Below are 15,931 nucleotides of genomic sequence, written 5' to 3' on the forward strand. Positions count from 1 at the left end.
TCGGGTAAGTTCCGACCTGCACGAATGGCATAATGATGGCCAGGCTGTCTCCACCCGAGACTCAGTGAAATTGAAATCGCCGTGAAGATGCGGTGTACCCGCGGCTAGACGGAAAGACCCCGTGAACCTTTACTATAGCTTGACACTGAACATTGAATTTTGATGTGTAGGATAGGTGGGAGCCTTAGAAGCAGTCACGCCAGTGATTGTGGAGGCGTCCTTGAAATACCACCCTTTAACGTTTGATGTTCTAACGAAGATTACGAAACGTGGTCTCGGACAGTGTCTGGTGGGTAGTTTGACTGGGGCGGTCTCCTCCCAAAGAGTAACGGAGGAGCACGAAGGTTTGCTAATGACGGTCGGACATCGTCAGGTTAGTGCAATGGTATAAGCAAGCTTAACTGCGAGACAGACAAGTCGAGCAGGTACGAAAGTAGGTCATAGTGATCCGGTGGTTCTGAATGGAAGGGCCATCGCTCAACGGATAAAAGGTACTCCGGGGATAACAGGCTGATACCGCCCAAGAGTTCATATCGACGGCGGTGTTTGGCACCTCGATGTCGGCTCATCACATCCTGGGGCTGAAGTAGGTCCCAAGGGTATGGCTGTTCGCCATTTAAAGTGGTACGCGAGCTGGGTTTAGAACGTCGTGAGACAGTTCGGTCCCTATCTGCCGTGGGCGTTGGAGAATTGGTTGGGGCTGCTCCTAGTACGAGAGGACCGGAGTGGACGCACCACTGGTGTTCCGGTTGTGTCGCCAGACGCATTGCCGGGTAGCTAAGTGCGGAAGAGATAAGTGCTGAAAGCATCTAAGCACGAAACTTGCCAAGAGATGAGTTCTCCCAGATTTAAAATCTGTAAGGGTTGTTTAAGACTAAGACGTAGATAGGCATGGTGTGTAAGCGGTGCGAACCGTTGAGCTAACATGTACTAATTGCCCGAGAGGCTTAACTATACAACGCTCAAGGGTTTTGGGTGTTGTAATGATACAAAGACGAGACTCAGAGAATAAAGAGAAAGTATTGAAGGTTAATCAGCTTGTTTGGTTGTGAGCGCTAGAGATAGTGGAGCAGAGAGAAATAGAAAAGTTATTAAAGGAATAATCCTGGCGGCGATAGAGCGGTGGTCCCACCTGACCCCATACCGAACTCAGAAGTGAAACGCCGATGCGCCGATGGTAGTGTGGGGCTTCCCCATGTGAGAGTAGGACACCGCCAGGTAGTGAATATAGAACCCCGAGCTGAATGGCTTGGGGTTTTTGTTTTTAGATTGGAGTTTAATAAAATTAAAGTGCGGTCAAAAGCAGAATAGTTTTATTAAAAGATGTTTAAATCTTTTAATGAGAAAATAGAGGTGGAATGGTACAATCACCAAAATTTTTTATAGGATAAATAACACAAATGGCTCGTAAAAAGAAAAGTCGTAAAATTAGCGATATTATGCCAATTCGTAAATCGGATAAGAAACCTGAAGCCCCGAAGCTATCAGGTAAGAAATTAACACGTTATGAATTAGATGCTAAAGCAAGAGAAGATAAGAAAAAACGTAAACATAAAGGTTTAGCATCGGGTTCTCGTCATAGTAACGCTGAGCAAAATAAGCATAATCAAGTTGTTGAACAAAAAGATCCGCGTATAGGCAGTCGTAAAAAGGTTCCACTGATTGTTGAATTTGTGAATAAACCTGAGAAAGGGATGACAATTCCAGTAGTCAAAGAACCGAAAAAACTTGCGCCTGAAGTTGAGTTAGAACGTTTAGAAAATAATGAAATTCTAAATGAATTGTTGGATGCCTTAGATGAAGGCAAAACAATTAGTAAAGCTGATCAACAATTTGTGGATGAATGCTTAGATCGTATTGCTCAGTTAATGGAAGAATTAGGTATTCAAGATGAAGAAGAGACAGAGGATGACCTCTATCGAACCTTCGAGAAGATTGATATCAACCAATTCAGATAATTGTCATGTGGCCGATTATTTTAAGTATTATTGCTTTGGGAATTATTGCTGGCGTATCATTCTATGCTTTCAAATTACTTAGGAAGTTACGCGAGCAAAACACTCTCATCAAACAGGCTAAAATAGCACGTACAAAACGCCTAAAAGAGAGTATGGTAATTATCGCTAAAGCGATGCAAAATGGAGATTGTAACCATTCAGAAGGGGTGATTCGTTTATCAATGCTTTTACTCCCTTTTGGACAATCTTTGCAGCCGTATCAAGCGATGCATGCACTTTATAATATTGTGAAAGAAATGCCTACGCATGAAGCTCGGAAAGTATTGTTAAAAAAAGAAAGAATGAAACTCGATCTTGAGCGAGAAAGTGCAGAAGCAAAATTTGAAGAAGAAATTATGTTGGAGTTACGTCAGTTTTTAAATGACGTAGAGAAATTTGGGGAAGTTTAATGTCTGAAATTATTTGGGATCTTGCGTTAATTCAAAAATATAATCAATCAGGACCTCGTTATACATCTTATCCAACTGCATTAGAATTTAATGAAAGTTACACAAACGAAGATTTTATTGCAGCGGCTAATCGTTATCCGGAAAGACCACTTTCCCTTTACGTACACATTCCGTTTTGTCACAAACTTTGCTATTTCTGTGGCTGTAATAAGGTGATTACTCGTCATCAACATAAGGCGGATATTTATCTTGATTACCTTGAAAAAGAAATCAAAGTGCGCTCAGAATTATTCAAAAATCGTGTTGCGACTCAAGTGCATTGGGGCGGTGGTACACCGACTTATTTGACAGAGGAACAATCTGCTCGTTTGATGAAGATGCTTAAAGACCATTTTACGATTGCGGATAATGCAGAAGTCAGTATTGAAATGGACCCACGTGAGATTGAACTCGACATGCTTGATCATTTACGCAATATTGGTTTTAACCGAATCAGTATGGGCGTACAAGATTTCAATAAAGCGGTTCAAAAAGCAGTAAACCGTGAACAAGATGAAGAGTTTGTGAATGCATTACTTGTTCGTGCTCGTGAGTTAGGTTTTCAATCAACGAATCTTGATTTAATTTATGGATTGCCACTTCAAAATGTGGAAAGCTTTATGTTTACATTACATAAAGTGATTGAATTAAATCCAGATCGTTTAAGTATCTTTAACTATGCTCATTTACCAAGTCGATTTGCGGGACAAGCAAAAATTAAAGAAGATCAATTACCGGCACCGGAAACAAAATTAGAAATCTTACAGAAAACGATCGAAACCTTAGGCAATGCTGGTTATAAGTTTATCGGTATGGATCACTTTGCTAAACCCGATGATGAATTAGCGATTGCTCAAGAGAAAGGTGTCTTACACCGAAATTTCCAAGGCTATACCACTCAGGAAGAATGTGATTTGCTCGGTTTAGGTGTATCAGCTATTAGTTTATTAGGTGATACATATGCTCAAAACCAAAAAGAATTGAAACATTATTATCATGATGTAGAAAATTCAGGTATTGCACTGCATAAAGGTTTAGCGATGACAGAAGAAGATTGCTTACGTCGTGATGTGATTAAGCAATTGATTTGTAACTTTAAGCTTGATTTTGCACCAATTGAAAAACAATATAATATTGATTTCAAAAAGCACTTTGCTGAAGATTTACAGTTATTACAGCCATTACTTGAAGATGGATTAATTTCTGAAACAGAAACAGGCTTACAAGTTTCACCTAAAGGTCGTTTATTAATCCGTAATATTTGCTTATGCTTTGATACTTATTCAAGAGCAGCGGCAAAACGACAACAATTCTCTCGAATTATTTAGTCATACAAAAACGGTCAAGACTTATATCTTGACCGTTTTTCTTTCAATCTATTTATTTCGCGATGCTTTCTAATGCCCATAATTCACTGAGACTTTCTCTGCGACGTATTAAATGAGCTTTGTCTCCATCCACTAACACTTCTGCCGTACGTGGACGAGAATTGTAGTTTGAAGACATGCTTGCACCATAAGCTCCTGCAGAGCGTTGAGCAATATAATCACCTTCAGCAATGGCGAGCTCACGCTGTTTACCTAAGAAATCAGAGGTCTCACATACTGGGCCAACAACATCATAAATGGCTTTTTCACGCTCTAAAGTGCGGTCAATTTCAATGATGTTCATATAAGCTTCATAGAGTGCTGGGCGAATCATGTCGTTCATGCCGGTATCGGTAATCGCGAAGTTGCGGCTTTCATTACTTTTTAGGTATTGAACTTTAGCCACTAAAATCCCCGCATTAGCCGCGATTGCTCGACCAGGTTCTAGAATAATTTCGAGATTTTCATAGCCTTTTAATTTATTCAGTAACGCTGCGGCATAATCACTGGGATGTGGCGGTGTTTCATCAGTATAAGTTACGCCTAAACCGCCACCGAGATCTAAGTGTTTTAACATGATGCCATCTTCTTTTAACTGTTCTATTAAACGAATAAGGCGATCCGTTGCATCTAAGAAGGGTTGTAATTCAGTCAGTTGAGAGCCAATATGGCAATCCATACCGGTAATTTTTACATGAGGTAAGGTAGCTGCTAATTTATATACTTCAAGCGCTTCATCTACGCTCACACCAAATTTATTTTCTTTTAATCCAGTAGAAATGTAAGGATGTGTATGGGCATCGACATCGGGGTTTACGCGTAAAGAAATAGGCGCAATTTTCCCCATTTCACCCGCAATTTGGTTGATATGATGTAATTCCGCAATAGATTCCACATTAAAACAACGAATGCCTACTTCTAATGCTCGCATAATTTCTGCACGAGATTTTGCTACGCCGGAAAAGACCACTTTTGATGCATCCCCACCTGCTGCCAATACGCGTTCTAATTCACCCTGTGAAACAATATCAAAGCCTGAGCCTAATTTTGCCATTACATTTAATATACCAATATTGGAGTTGGCTTTTACGGCATAGCAAATCAAGTGCGGATGATCTCCTAAGGCTGAATCAAAGGCATGCCAATGGCGCTCAAGCGTGGCACGAGAATAAATATAAAGCGGTGTGCCAAATTCTTCAGCAAGTTGTTTGACGGGCAAATCTTCAACATAAAGTTGCTCGTTTTTATATTGGAAAAAATCCATGAGGAATCCTTTAAGTGCGGTCAGTTTTTATTGTGTTTTTTGCGTGTTTTGTGGTTGTTCTTTTTCAGGAAAGTATAATGGCCCTTTTACACCACAACCTGTAGCCAAAGTACAGAATGCACCTAATAACAAAATAGAAAGTAATTTTTTCATTTTTCAATCTCTCTAATAAGTAAAATCTGCCTTTGCCAACGAGACGAAAGGCTTTATAATTCACGGCATTCTATCAGATTTAATCGGAAAATTTTATGAATGTTGCAGAATTTCACCAAAATATTGAACAAGTTTGGCAAAAAATTGAAGAAGCGTTAGAGAATCAAGATTGCGATGTGGATTGCGAGACACAAGGTTCGGTATTCACGATCACATTTGATGACCGCTCACAAATCGTTATCAATAAGCAAGAACCGCTTCTTGAGCTTTGGCTTGCGAGCCGCTTGGGTGGATTTCATTTTTCCTATAAAAACAATGATTGGGTGGCAAATGATGGCAAACGCTTTTGGGATTGTTTAACCAAGGCTGTTGCCGCTCACGGAGAAACGGTAACATTCTGATGACCGAACTCGCGGAACTTGCCCCGCAAAAAACAGATTTAAAAACGACCGCACTTCATACGTTGCGGTCTGTTTTTGGTTACCAATCTTTCCGCAAAGGGCAGGAAGAAGTGATTCATGCTGCGTTAAGCGGTCAGGATACCTTAGTAGTGATGGCCACAGGAAATGGCAAGTCCTTGTGTTATCAAATCCCAGCACTTTGTTTTCCTGGTCTCACATTAGTGATTTCGCCTTTGATTTCTTTAATGAAAGATCAGGTGGATCAACTACAAGCAAACGGCATTGAAGCCGATTTTCTAAACTCTAGTCAGACGCCAGAACAACAACAGCAAGTTGAAAATAAGCTGATTTCTGGCCAATTAAAATTATTGTATGTTTCGCCTGAAAAAGTGATGACAAACAGCTTTTTTCAGCTGATTTCTTATGCTCAAATTTCCTTTATTGCCATTGATGAAGCACATTGTATTTCACAGTGGGGTCATGATTTTCGCCCTGAATATACCCAACTTGGCGGCTTAAAAGCATCGTTTCCAAATGCGCCAATTATGGCATTAACGGCGACAGCGGACTACGCGACAAGACAGGATATTCTCACTCATCTTAAATTAGACAATCCTCATAAATACATTGGCAGTTTTGACCGTCCGAATATTCGTTATACGTTGGAAGAAAAGTTTAAGCCGATGGAGCAGCTTACGCGTTTTGTGTTAGCTCAAAAAGGCAAAAGTGGCATTGTGTATTGCAATAGTCGCTCGAAAGTGGAACGTATAGCCGAAACTTTGCGAAATAAAGGCGTGTCGGCTGCGGCGTATCATGCGGGAATGGAAACTGCACTACGCGAACGCGTTCAGCAAGATTTCCAACGAGACAATGTTCAAATTGTAGTTGCGACGATTGCGTTTGGCATGGGCATTAATAAATCTAATGTGCGTTTTGTCGCCCATTTTGATTTGCCGAGAAGCATTGAATCATATTACCAAGAGACCGGTCGTGCGGGGCGAGATGATTTACCTGCGGAAGCGGTACTTTTCTACGAACCGGCTGATTATGCTTGGTTACAGAAAATTCTGCTTGAAAAGCCAGAGACGCCACAACGTCAAATTGAGCAACATAAATTGGAAGCCATTGGTGAATTTGCTGAAAGTCAGACTTGTCGTCGTTTAGTGTTACTCAATTATTTTGGTGAATATCGTCAAACGCCTTGTCAAAACTGCGATATTTGTCTTGACCCGCCAAAGAAATATGATGGCTTAATTGATGCGCAAAAAGTGATGTCGACGATTTATCGTGTGGGTCAATGTTTCGGTGTGCAATATGTGATTGCGGTATTGCGAGGGATGCATAATCAAAAAATTGTAGAACGCCAACATGATAAGTTAAGTGTTTATGGCATTGGTAAAGATAAAAGCAAAGAACATTGGCAATCTGTGATTCGCCAACTGATTCATCTGGGTTTTATTCAACAAGTGATCGGTGAGTTTAATAGTGCAACGCTTCAGCTCACAGAAAGCGCTCGCCCTGTTTTAAAAGGCGAAGTGCCGCTTGAATTGGCGATGCCGCGCATTTCATCCATTAATAAAATTGTGCATACGTCTCATAAAAATACGGTGGCAAATTACGATAAAGATCTGTTTGCTCGTTTGCGTTTCTTAAGGAAGCAACTTGCGGATAAAGAAAATATTCCACCTTATATTGTCTTTAACGATGCAACGTTACAGGAAATGGCACAATATATGCCAACAAGTAATATTGAAATGTTACAAATTAATGGGGTGGGTGCGATCAAATTGGAACGCTTTGGGCAGCCGTTTATGGCATTGATTCGAGAGCACAAAGCAATTTTAGAAAAGGCAGAAAAAGAATAAGTGCGGTCAAAAAAACAAAGAATTTTTCGACCGCACTTTTTTTCTAGCTTGCACTTACATCTTGTTCATCGCGTAATTGACGGTCAAAGACTTGTGCACAATCATCGGTACCCGAACCATACCAAGTGGTATCACGCAATGCTACTTCACCTTTACGGTATTTTTCCACTTCGCTTTTCTTCACCAAATAACCCGTTACACGAATCAAATCGGTGTTTTTAAGGTAAGTGGTGATATAGCGGTAACCTTGTGCAAATGAACCATCTATAATATCAACGACGGCATCTAAATGATCCACATAGGTTTGGTCAAAGGCAAACAAATCTCCCGTACCTGATGGGAAGTACTTATGGAATGGTGCAGATTGTTTTAAGTGAGCTAATAATGTTGGTTCTTCACCCACACGAATACGATGCGCAGGCGCATTACGTTTATCTTCTTCATGATTGCTTGCACCCACTTGCGCATGTAATAAATAACGGTTGCCCGTGCGTTCAGCATACACGCCTTCATGGTTATCCGTGACTTCTTTCAATTTATCCATAATTAAGGTCGCAATTTCATCACCGCGTTGGCTTTTACCAAAGGTTTCATTTAATCCTTCTTGTTGCAATAAATGATTTGCTGCATCAGAGAGACCAACAATAGCAAACATCCCTGTAAAATTAGTGCGTTTGATAAAACCTTCTTTTTCGAGAAATGAGGTATTGAAGAAGTTGCTTTCTTCCACGACAAATTTATGGCGTTTATCCATAGTGGAGAGCGCACATTTTGCTACGCGAGGTAAAAGTTCATTGACCATTTCATCCACAGTTTTACAGGCGCGCGCGATAGTACCTAAGCGCAAACGAGTGAGGGTATAGGCTCCGCCGCATTCAGGCAGTGCGTTATAGCAGCTTGCAATACCATATTGTTCGCCTAAGTCAGAAATGTAGTAAGCATCATTGGCAAAAGACGGTTTAGAAACCAATAAGCACGCTTTTGCTGCTAATTCTGCAAATTCACGAGTTGTTTTACTCTTATCGTAACGAATGGTCATATTTGGTGTTGGCGCTTCCAACTCAATCACCGCTTTTAAAATCAAACGCCCTGCTTTGGTGTCATAAGGCCCAATATTGGCATGACAGAATGAATCTGGCACGGTTTTATCTACATGATTCAAGAAACGTTTAATTTTGATGTAGTCTTGTTCTTCATCGGTAATAAACGGGTCAAGTAGCATGTCTAAGCGCCCAATGTAAACCGGGAATGTGGTAATTGATGGCACGTGAGAATATAAAATCAATAAGCCATCTAATGCTTCATCAAGATCTTTTGGCGCTGGCAATTCAAGGAATTCACAGCCTTTTTTAATATACACATTGTAATCCGGCAAAATATAGCGAGGACGATAAATCGCATAGCCTTCATTTAAATCACAGATCATTTGATTTTGAAGGAATTGCCATTCTTCATCTGTGTAACCTAATAATTCACGAGGATCAAATAATCGCTCGGCGATATTGCCTAAACACATGAGTTTTTGTTGATAGGTGAGCGTGTTGGATTTTACGGTATCCAAAATATCTTGAAGAGATGCAAGCATAATAATGTCCTGATTAAAAAGGGTAGTTTATTTTAAGTCAGTGAATGAGTGATGACAATTTTGACAATGTGATCTGCATCACATTTATGATATTTATCAGTCAATTCGGTTATATCATATGACGTTAAAATGTTTGGGTTTTATCAGGTTTACCATTATGATGTCGGCGTTAAATATAAATGGGAATAATATGAAAAAAGCACGGGTGATTCCTCACACCAGTTGGGCAGCCAAATCGCTATGGTCAGTCGAAGGTAAAACGATGTCGATGCTCTTATTTGCATTGGCAATACTGGGCATTGGAGATGGCTTGATTGTGCTCGCTAATTTGGGTTCTTCACCTTGGACTGTGCTTTCTCAAGGTGTGGCATTACAAGCTAAGGTGAGTATCGGTTGGTCATCATTTTGGATTAGCTGTTTGGTGATGTTAGCCTGGATTCCCCTCAAATTAAGGCTTGGGCTTGGCACCATTCTGAATATTATTGTGATTGCCTTTTTCCTTGGCTTAACCACGAAAATTGTGCCAGAACAAACCGCATTTTTTAGCCGAATTTTATTCGGTGGAATTGGGATTTTGCTTTATGGATTAGGGACGGCATTGTATTTAACCTGTCATCAGGGGGCAGGCCCGCGGGATGGTTTAATGGTGGGGCTTTGTCAACGACTTCATTTAAAAGTGGGGATTGTGAGAACAATCCTTGAAGTGTCGGTTTGTGTGTTAGGTTATATGCTCGGCGGCACAGTTGGAATTGGTACCGTTGTTTTTGCCGCCGCAATAGGTTGGATTGTGCAGTTATGCTTAAACTCAATTGCCCGCTTGCCACATTTCCCGCACGAAGGGGATAATGTCCACTAAGGCATCATCAATAGAAATCAAACCTAAGTTCATTTCGTCTTTCCCTTTTGGCGGGCAGAAAGCAAGGTGTTTGTCAGCATCGTTAATCGGTTTCCAACGACGAGGCTGAGATGAGCGACTGTTTGGATAGAATCCAATCGTTGGCACATTGAATGCACTGCTTAAATGTAATGGTCCAGTAGATCCCGCAATGAATAAATCCGCACAAGCCAGAGAGTGTGCAAAGTCAACTAATCCTTTATTCTTATCGTAAACAACCACATTTTGGCTATCGATTTTTGCTGCTAACTCATGGGCTTTTTCACTTTCACCTGGTCCTGCCGTTAAGATAATCTGACAATCAAATTCGCTTAATAAGCCTTGTATCAATTGAGCATATTGCGACAATGAGAGACTTGTTGCTGAACCACCTGTTCCGCTATGCACAAATACCCATTTTTTATCTGCCGATAAGCCTAATTGCTCTTGAAGAAAAACACGTTGATTTTTAACCGCACTTTCAGGAAGTGAAAGATAAGGTGGTTTAGGTTCCACAATTGGCATGTTGTGTTTCTTTAAGAACGCCCGAGCCAGATCTTGATTGTATTCTGCTTCAGATTTTTCTGAGCGTGAGCGGCGTTGTGTCAAACGATGGTTATAAAGGATTTGCACCCATTTTGTTGCGGGTGCAAGACGATAAGGAATCCCACTTTTCCAAGCTAATTTACCGTTATGGGTATTGGAAAAGAAACTAATCATGCCATCAAATTGCTGCTCTTTGATTTCTTTAACAAGACGAGTAAAATCCGCTTTGTCGTTCTTGGCACTATCAATGATGACATCATCTAAATAGGGACAAATTTGAGCCAATGGGGCGGTATAAGCTGGCACAAGTGCGGTCAGTTTTAGCTCGGGATTTGAGGCTTTCAACATCGCAAAAGCCGGAAACGCCTGAACAAAATCACCCAGTTTATCGTTACGAATGACTAAAATTTTCATTATTCTGCCTTTTGCCGTGTTTGTATTGCGGTATAAAACACAATCGTTAAGAAAAAGTAAAAAATGGTACCTGAATTATGTACCAAGAAACCTTGGCTTAAACCATAGATCATCACAGATAAAATATGGGCAATGCCTAACGTTGCAATTAGCTTGATCTCATTATTTGCTGTTTTCAGGTTTTTCATAAAGCTACGTAGAGGGATAAATAAAACAGCAAGCAAGGCGAACAACCCAACAATTCCTCGTTTGGATAGGTCATCTAAATATTGGTTATGAGCATGAGTAAATTGCCCAATGTTACCTGTGGCAATTTTTTCTTTTGTTTCTTGTTTACGTTTTTCTGTTGCCCCTTGAATGCCCCAGCCAAATAGGGGTTTTTCTTTTACCATTTCCAGTGCGCTTTTCCACATTTCAAAACGCGCACCTAGAGAAGTATTGCCATCATTGTTATCCAAGTAAAGTTGGATATCTTTTCGTGCAACGTCAATCCGTTCCATAATTCGGTTATTGGGCATTTGGCTAATGCCAACGCTTGCTACGGCAATGATTCCAAAGAAAGTCAGGAAAAAACGTTTTGAAAGAGAATGGCGATAAATCCAAAGGATAACAATAAGTAAGATCGGTAATGCAACCCATCCTCCACGAGCGGTAGAAAGCAAACTTCCTACGATGCCACATAAAGCACCAATCACACTAAGAGCGGTCAATTTTACGTCTTTTTTCTGATGGGCATAGAGAGCAATAATTAGGCTCAAAATGCCTAATGACATCGAAATATCACCACCTTGAATATGCATAATTCGAGGGTTTTGCTCGGGACGTAGATTCAAGATAAATTTATCATAAAGCGCGATGCAGACAGAAACAATACCACCAAGGGGGATAGCGTAACTCAATACACAGGTTTTGATGGGATATTTTAATAATAAAAGTAAAACAGGAATTAAGAAAATAACGCGACTTGCCGTATCTAGATCACGCATTTTTCCCCCGTTAATGCAGAGGGAAAGTACAAATGTAAGAAAATAAAAAAGGTAGCTATAAATTAACCATTTATCAACTTTCGATAAGTTTAAAAGTGGTCTCTTGATCAAAGCATAAACGCCATAACCTAAACCGATTAACATCAATAGAGCAGGCGCAGCATTATATCCACCTTTGACAATAAATATCGAAAGAAAGAAAAGCGTTACCGCAAAGTTTATTAGGGTGGCTAACCAATTTTGTTTTGTTATTTGCATAGATAATGGCCGATGTTTAGATTATGTAAAATAAAAAACCGCACTAACAAAGTACGGTTTCATTTTAGTCTATTTTTATGGATTATAAAACATCAACGCAGTTTAAGTCTTCGAAAGATTGTTCTAAGCGTTTAGACATTGATTCTTCCATTTTACGTAACCAAACACGTGGGTCGTAGTATTTTTTGTTTGGTACATCAGGGCCTTCAGGGTTACCTAATTGACCTTGAAGATAAGCTTCATTTGCTTTATAGAAGTTTAAGATACCATTCCATGCAGCCCATTGAGTATCAGTATCGATATTCATTTTGATCGCACCATAGCTAATCGCTTCGCGGATTTCTTCACGGCTAGAACCTGAACCACCGTGGAAAACGAAGTTGATTGGTTTTGCTGGTAGATTACGTTCTTTTGCAACGAACTCTTGTGATGCACCTAAAATAGATGGTTTTAATTTTACGTTACCTGGTTTGTAAACACCGTGTACGTTACCGAATGCAGCAGCAACGGTAAAGTTAGGGCTTACAGGGTTTAATTGGTCGTAAACATAAAGCACATCAGATGGTTGGGTATATAAACGAGATTCATCTACATCTGAGTTATCCACGCCATCTTCTTCACCACCGGTGATACCGATTTCGATTTCAAGGGTCATGCCTAATTTATCCATACGAGCAAGGTATTCACGGCAAATTGCCATGTTTTCTTCCATAGGCTCTTCAGATAAGTCAAGCATGTGAGAAGAGAATAATGGACGACCAGTTTCTGCAAAGTGTTTTTCACCAGCTTCAAGTAAGCCATCGATCCATGGAAGTAATTTTTTCGCCGCGTGGTCAGTATGAAGAATAACTGGAACACCGTATTCTTTGGCTAAAGTATGAACGTGTTTTGCACCTGCGATTGCACCTAAAACGTCTGGACGTGCACCGCTTGTTGGTTTGATACCTTTACCTGCGTAGAAAGCTGCACCACCGTTTGAGAATTGGATAATTACTGGTGCTTTCACACGTGCAGCGGTTTCCAATACAGCGTTTACGGAGTCAGAGCCCACGCAGTTTACTGCTGGGATCGCGAAGTTGTTTGCTTTGGCATAAGCAAAGATTTTTTGAACATCTTCACCTGTTACTACGCCAGGTTTTACGATATCTAATAATTTAGCCATAGTTGTGTTTCCTTTTGTTTTGGAGGACAAATCCCTCCGTTTGAAGAATCAATATTTATCCCCTCTGTGCAGAGGGGATAGAAGCCATTTAATTAACCGTTCGCACGTTTTTCAAGAATTTCTACTGCAGGTAATACTTTACCTTCAACGAATTCTAAGAATGCACCGCCACCGGTAGATATATAAGAGATTTTATCTGCAATACCGAATAAATCGATAGCTGCTAAAGTATCACCACCACCAGCGATAGAGAATGCATCGCTGTTTGCAATCGCGTGAGAAATGATTTCAGTCCCTTTACGGAAGTTAGGGAACTCAAACACGCCAACTGGACCATTCCATAAAACAGTTTTTGCATTTTTGATGATTTCTGCTAATTGTTCTGCAGATTTGTCACCGATATCGAAGATAGATTCATCATCTTTCACTTCGGTCACTGATTTTTCTGTTGCAGGTGCAGTTTCAGAGAATTCAGTACCTACACGTACATCAACTGGTACTGGAATGTCAGTGCTTGCTGCTAATTCTTTTGCTACAGGGATTAAATCTGCTTCATATAAAGATTTACCCACATTGTGGCCTGCTGCTGCGATGAAAGTATTCGCAATACCACCACCCACGATAATTTGGTCAGCAATTTTTGAAAGAGAGTTTAATACTTCTAATTTAGTGGAAACTTTTGAACCGCCTACGATAGCAACCATTGGACGAGCAGGTTCTTTCAATGCTTTACCTAATGCATCTAACTCAGCCGCTAATAATGGACCTGCACAAGCAACTGGTGCAAACTCTGCTACACCGTAAGTTGATGCTTGCGCACGGTGAGCGGTACCGAATGCATCCATCACGAATACATCGCAAAGTGCGGCATATTTTTTACCTAATTCAGGATCGTTTTTCTTCTCACCTTTGTTTACACGTACGTTTTCTAAAACAACGATTTCGCCTTCTTTAACATCTACACCGTTTAAGTAGTCTTGCACTAAACGCACATTGAAACCTGCGTCTTTTAAGTAATCAACAACTGGTTGTAAAGAATCTTCAGGTTTGAATTCACCTTCAGTTGGACGACCTAAGTGAGAGGTAACCATCACTTTTGCGCCTTTCTCTAAAGCCAGTTTTAACGTCGGGATAGTCGCACGAATACGCGCATCAGATGTCACTTTGCCATCTTTTACCGGTACGTTTAAGTCTGCGCGAATAAATACACGTTTACCTTTTAAATCTAAGTCGGTCATTTTGATTACTGACATAAGCTCTCCTCTTGGGTTAGTTAAAATTAAACGGGGACATTATACCTAGTTCTTACTAGGTTGTAACGATGTAGATCAAATAAAAAAGCGAATTATGCTTATTTAGGGCAATCGATTACTTGCCATTGGCGATCGTAGCAAATAAATAATTCGTTATGGCTAGCACCTAAATAAGCGCCTTTTAATTGCGGATTATTTTGCTTCATCCATTGAAATAATTCTTTACGGCTTAATTGTTCGTTTGGCAAGGAGAGTGATTCAAATAATGCTTTCTCTTGTTTGAAATAAGCTTCCGCTGAATCAAAAGCGCAGCTGCCGTGTTTTTCCCATTCGCCTTGCAATAATTTTGCGCCTGGCGAGATTGAAAGGTAAGGTTCGAGTGTTTCAATTGGAAGAGGCGCTAAATCACCTTTACAAAAACGAGGGTGATCTGTAACAGAGCGCGCATTCGCATTTTGAGGCCATAAGCCATGCACTACCCAGCCAAATTGATTTTTTGTGCTACATTGATATTGCGCTGAATCAGGTAAATTATTGCCATATTGTGCACGTTGTTTTTCACAGAATGCAGGCGACCAAGATAAAGCCAGCATATAATAATCAACAGGGGCATTCTTGTTTTGACCAATAGCATCATCACGCATGATGACATCATAATTACCAAAATCTTTGGTATTTTTGACCGCACTTTGACTTTGTTGTTGTGTGGTTGTTGGGGCGGGTTTGGTGTCTTTTTTGTGTTCAGTGAAATATTGCCAAATACTAAATGCGGCAAGGGCAATAAGGGAAAGAGTGGAAGCCTGTTTTTTCATAAAAATCCTGTTTAAATTTTGTCAATTTTGCTTTTGTCGGCTATAATTCGCCGCTTTCTCATATAAAGGAATGGTATGGCGTTACTGATCACAAATAAATGCACAAACTGCGATATGTGTCTCCCCGAATGTCCGAATGAAGCAATTTCAATCGGCGAGGAGATCTATGTGATCGATCCTGTACTTTGTACGGAATGTGTTGGTCATTATGACACGCCAACTTGCCAAAAAGTTTGCCCGATCACAAACTGCATCAAGCCAGATCCTGAGCACCAAGAAAGCGAAGAGCAGCTTTGGGAACGTTTTGTGATGATTCACCATTCGGATAAGTTGTAGAATTTACCTGATCTTTTTCTTTTCGTCCAATGACTATGAATAAAACGAAGTTAATTAAAATCGCCATCATTCTGATTTATCTGTTCAGTCCCATTGATATTTTGCCTGAAGCGGTGCTTGGCCCATTAGGTTTAGTCGATGATGCGGCTGCCATTGCCTTATTAATTCGAATTTTATTGAAAAAATAAAAACTTGAATAAAATCAACCG

At 40.3% G+C, this 15,931-nt stretch carries 16 protein-coding genes and 2 rRNA genes (1 of these 18 only partly in view); 10 read left to right on the plus strand and 8 right to left on the minus strand.

Annotation, left to right across the window (positions count from 1 at the left end; genetic code table 11):
* The 5 genes from INQ00_RS03880 to hemN form a co-directional block, all read left to right on the plus strand.
* Nucleotides 1-955 (plus strand): 23S ribosomal RNA (locus INQ00_RS03880); it begins 1,945 nt to the left of the window's first position.
* Nucleotides 956-1,104: 149 nt separating this feature from the next.
* Nucleotides 1,105-1,220 (plus strand): 5S ribosomal RNA (gene rrf / locus INQ00_RS03885).
* A 180-nt stretch (nucleotides 1,221-1,400) separates the two neighbouring features.
* Nucleotides 1,401-1,958 carry a Der GTPase-activating protein YihI gene (gene yihI, locus INQ00_RS03890; protein ID WP_049368284.1) on the plus strand — a complete coding sequence of 186 codons (558 nt, stop codon included), beginning with the start codon at nucleotides 1,401-1,403 and terminating at the stop codon, nucleotides 1,956-1,958.
* 5 nt (nucleotides 1,959-1,963) lie between these two features.
* Complete coding sequence (locus INQ00_RS03895) at nucleotides 1,964-2,407, plus strand: DUF2489 domain-containing protein (RefSeq protein ID WP_197547352.1); 444 nt, start codon at nucleotides 1,964-1,966, stop codon at nucleotides 2,405-2,407.
* A complete protein-coding gene (gene hemN, locus INQ00_RS03900) occupies nucleotides 2,407-3,774 on the plus strand; it encodes an oxygen-independent coproporphyrinogen III oxidase (protein ID WP_197547353.1) in 1,368 nt (455 codons plus the stop codon). Before INQ00_RS03895 ends, hemN begins: the two co-directional genes overlap by 1 nt.
* 52 nt (nucleotides 3,775-3,826) lie before the next feature.
* On the opposite strand, the gene lysA is transcribed toward hemN, so the two are convergent.
* Complete coding sequence (gene lysA, locus INQ00_RS03905) at nucleotides 3,827-5,077, minus strand: diaminopimelate decarboxylase (RefSeq protein WP_197547354.1); 1,251 nt, start codon at nucleotides 5,075-5,077, stop codon at nucleotides 3,827-3,829.
* Nucleotides 5,078-5,104: 27 nt separating this feature from the next.
* Nucleotides 5,105-5,230 (minus strand): LPS translocon maturation chaperone LptM, encoded by a 126-nt coding sequence (gene lptM, locus INQ00_RS09745; RefSeq protein ID WP_005696979.1) that lies wholly within the window; start codon nucleotides 5,228-5,230, stop codon nucleotides 5,105-5,107.
* Between the two features lie 95 nt (nucleotides 5,231-5,325).
* Here lptM and cyaY point away from each other — a divergent pair, with 95 nt between their 5' ends.
* Complete coding sequence (gene cyaY / locus INQ00_RS03910) at nucleotides 5,326-5,631, plus strand: iron donor protein CyaY (RefSeq protein WP_197547355.1); 306 nt, start codon at nucleotides 5,326-5,328, stop codon at nucleotides 5,629-5,631.
* Nucleotides 5,631-7,496: a DNA helicase RecQ gene (gene recQ, locus INQ00_RS03915; RefSeq protein ID WP_197547356.1), complete on the plus strand. Its 1,866-nt coding sequence runs from the start codon at nucleotides 5,631-5,633 to the stop codon at nucleotides 7,494-7,496. The genes cyaY and recQ overlap by 1 nt, the downstream gene beginning before the upstream one ends.
* A gap of 43 nt (nucleotides 7,497-7,539) precedes the next feature.
* Here recQ and INQ00_RS03920 read toward each other — a convergent pair whose 3' ends face one another.
* On the minus strand, nucleotides 7,540-9,081 hold the full coding sequence (locus INQ00_RS03920) for a YjjI family glycine radical enzyme (RefSeq protein ID WP_197547357.1): 1,542 nt from the start codon (nucleotides 9,079-9,081) through the stop codon (nucleotides 7,540-7,542).
* 190 nt (nucleotides 9,082-9,271) lie between these two features.
* On the opposite strand from INQ00_RS03920, the gene yczE reads away from it, so the two are divergent.
* Complete coding sequence (yczE, locus tag INQ00_RS03925) at nucleotides 9,272-9,937, plus strand: membrane protein YczE (RefSeq protein WP_197547358.1); 666 nt, start codon at nucleotides 9,272-9,274, stop codon at nucleotides 9,935-9,937.
* Here yczE and INQ00_RS03930 read toward each other — a convergent pair.
* The 5 genes from INQ00_RS03930 to INQ00_RS03950 all read right to left on the minus strand — a co-directional run bounded on the left by INQ00_RS03930 (nucleotide 9,887) and on the right by INQ00_RS03950 (nucleotide 15,386).
* Nucleotides 9,887-10,918: a glycosyltransferase family 9 protein gene (locus INQ00_RS03930; protein ID WP_197547496.1), complete on the minus strand. Its 1,032-nt coding sequence runs from the start codon at nucleotides 10,916-10,918 to the stop codon at nucleotides 9,887-9,889. The genes yczE and INQ00_RS03930 overlap by 51 nt on opposite strands.
* A complete protein-coding gene (locus INQ00_RS03935) occupies nucleotides 10,915-11,901 on the minus strand; it encodes an O-antigen ligase family protein (RefSeq protein WP_232086618.1) in 987 nt (328 codons plus the stop codon). Before INQ00_RS03935 ends, INQ00_RS03930 begins: the two co-directional genes overlap by 4 nt.
* Nucleotides 11,902-12,241: 340 nt before the next feature.
* Nucleotides 12,242-13,321, minus strand: coding sequence for a class II fructose-bisphosphate aldolase (gene fbaA / locus INQ00_RS03940; RefSeq protein ID WP_197547360.1), 1,080 nt, complete (start codon nucleotides 13,319-13,321; stop codon nucleotides 12,242-12,244).
* Nucleotides 13,322-13,413: 92 nt separating this feature from the next.
* Nucleotides 13,414-14,574, minus strand: a complete 1,161-nt coding sequence (gene pgk, locus INQ00_RS03945; protein ID WP_005696971.1) for a phosphoglycerate kinase — start codon at nucleotides 14,572-14,574, stop codon at nucleotides 13,414-13,416.
* Between the two features lie 98 nt (nucleotides 14,575-14,672).
* Nucleotides 14,673-15,386, minus strand: coding sequence for a ribonuclease T2 family protein (locus tag INQ00_RS03950; RefSeq protein WP_197547361.1), 714 nt, complete (start codon nucleotides 15,384-15,386; stop codon nucleotides 14,673-14,675).
* A gap of 75 nt (nucleotides 15,387-15,461) precedes the next feature.
* Here INQ00_RS03950 and INQ00_RS03955 point away from each other — a divergent pair, with 75 nt between their 5' ends.
* Nucleotides 15,462-15,722, plus strand: a complete 261-nt coding sequence (locus INQ00_RS03955; RefSeq protein ID WP_014064693.1) for a YfhL family 4Fe-4S dicluster ferredoxin — start codon at nucleotides 15,462-15,464, stop codon at nucleotides 15,720-15,722.
* A 35-nt stretch (nucleotides 15,723-15,757) separates the two neighbouring features.
* Entirely contained in the window at nucleotides 15,758-15,910 is a 153-nt protein-coding gene (locus INQ00_RS03960) for a DUF1232 domain-containing protein (protein ID WP_005696968.1), read from the plus strand.
* The last annotated feature ends 21 nt before the right edge of the window (nucleotides 15,911-15,931 follow it).

The sequence above is a fragment of the Haemophilus parainfluenzae genome (assembly GCF_014931275.1).
Lineage (GTDB): Bacteria > Pseudomonadota > Gammaproteobacteria > Enterobacterales > Pasteurellaceae > Haemophilus_D.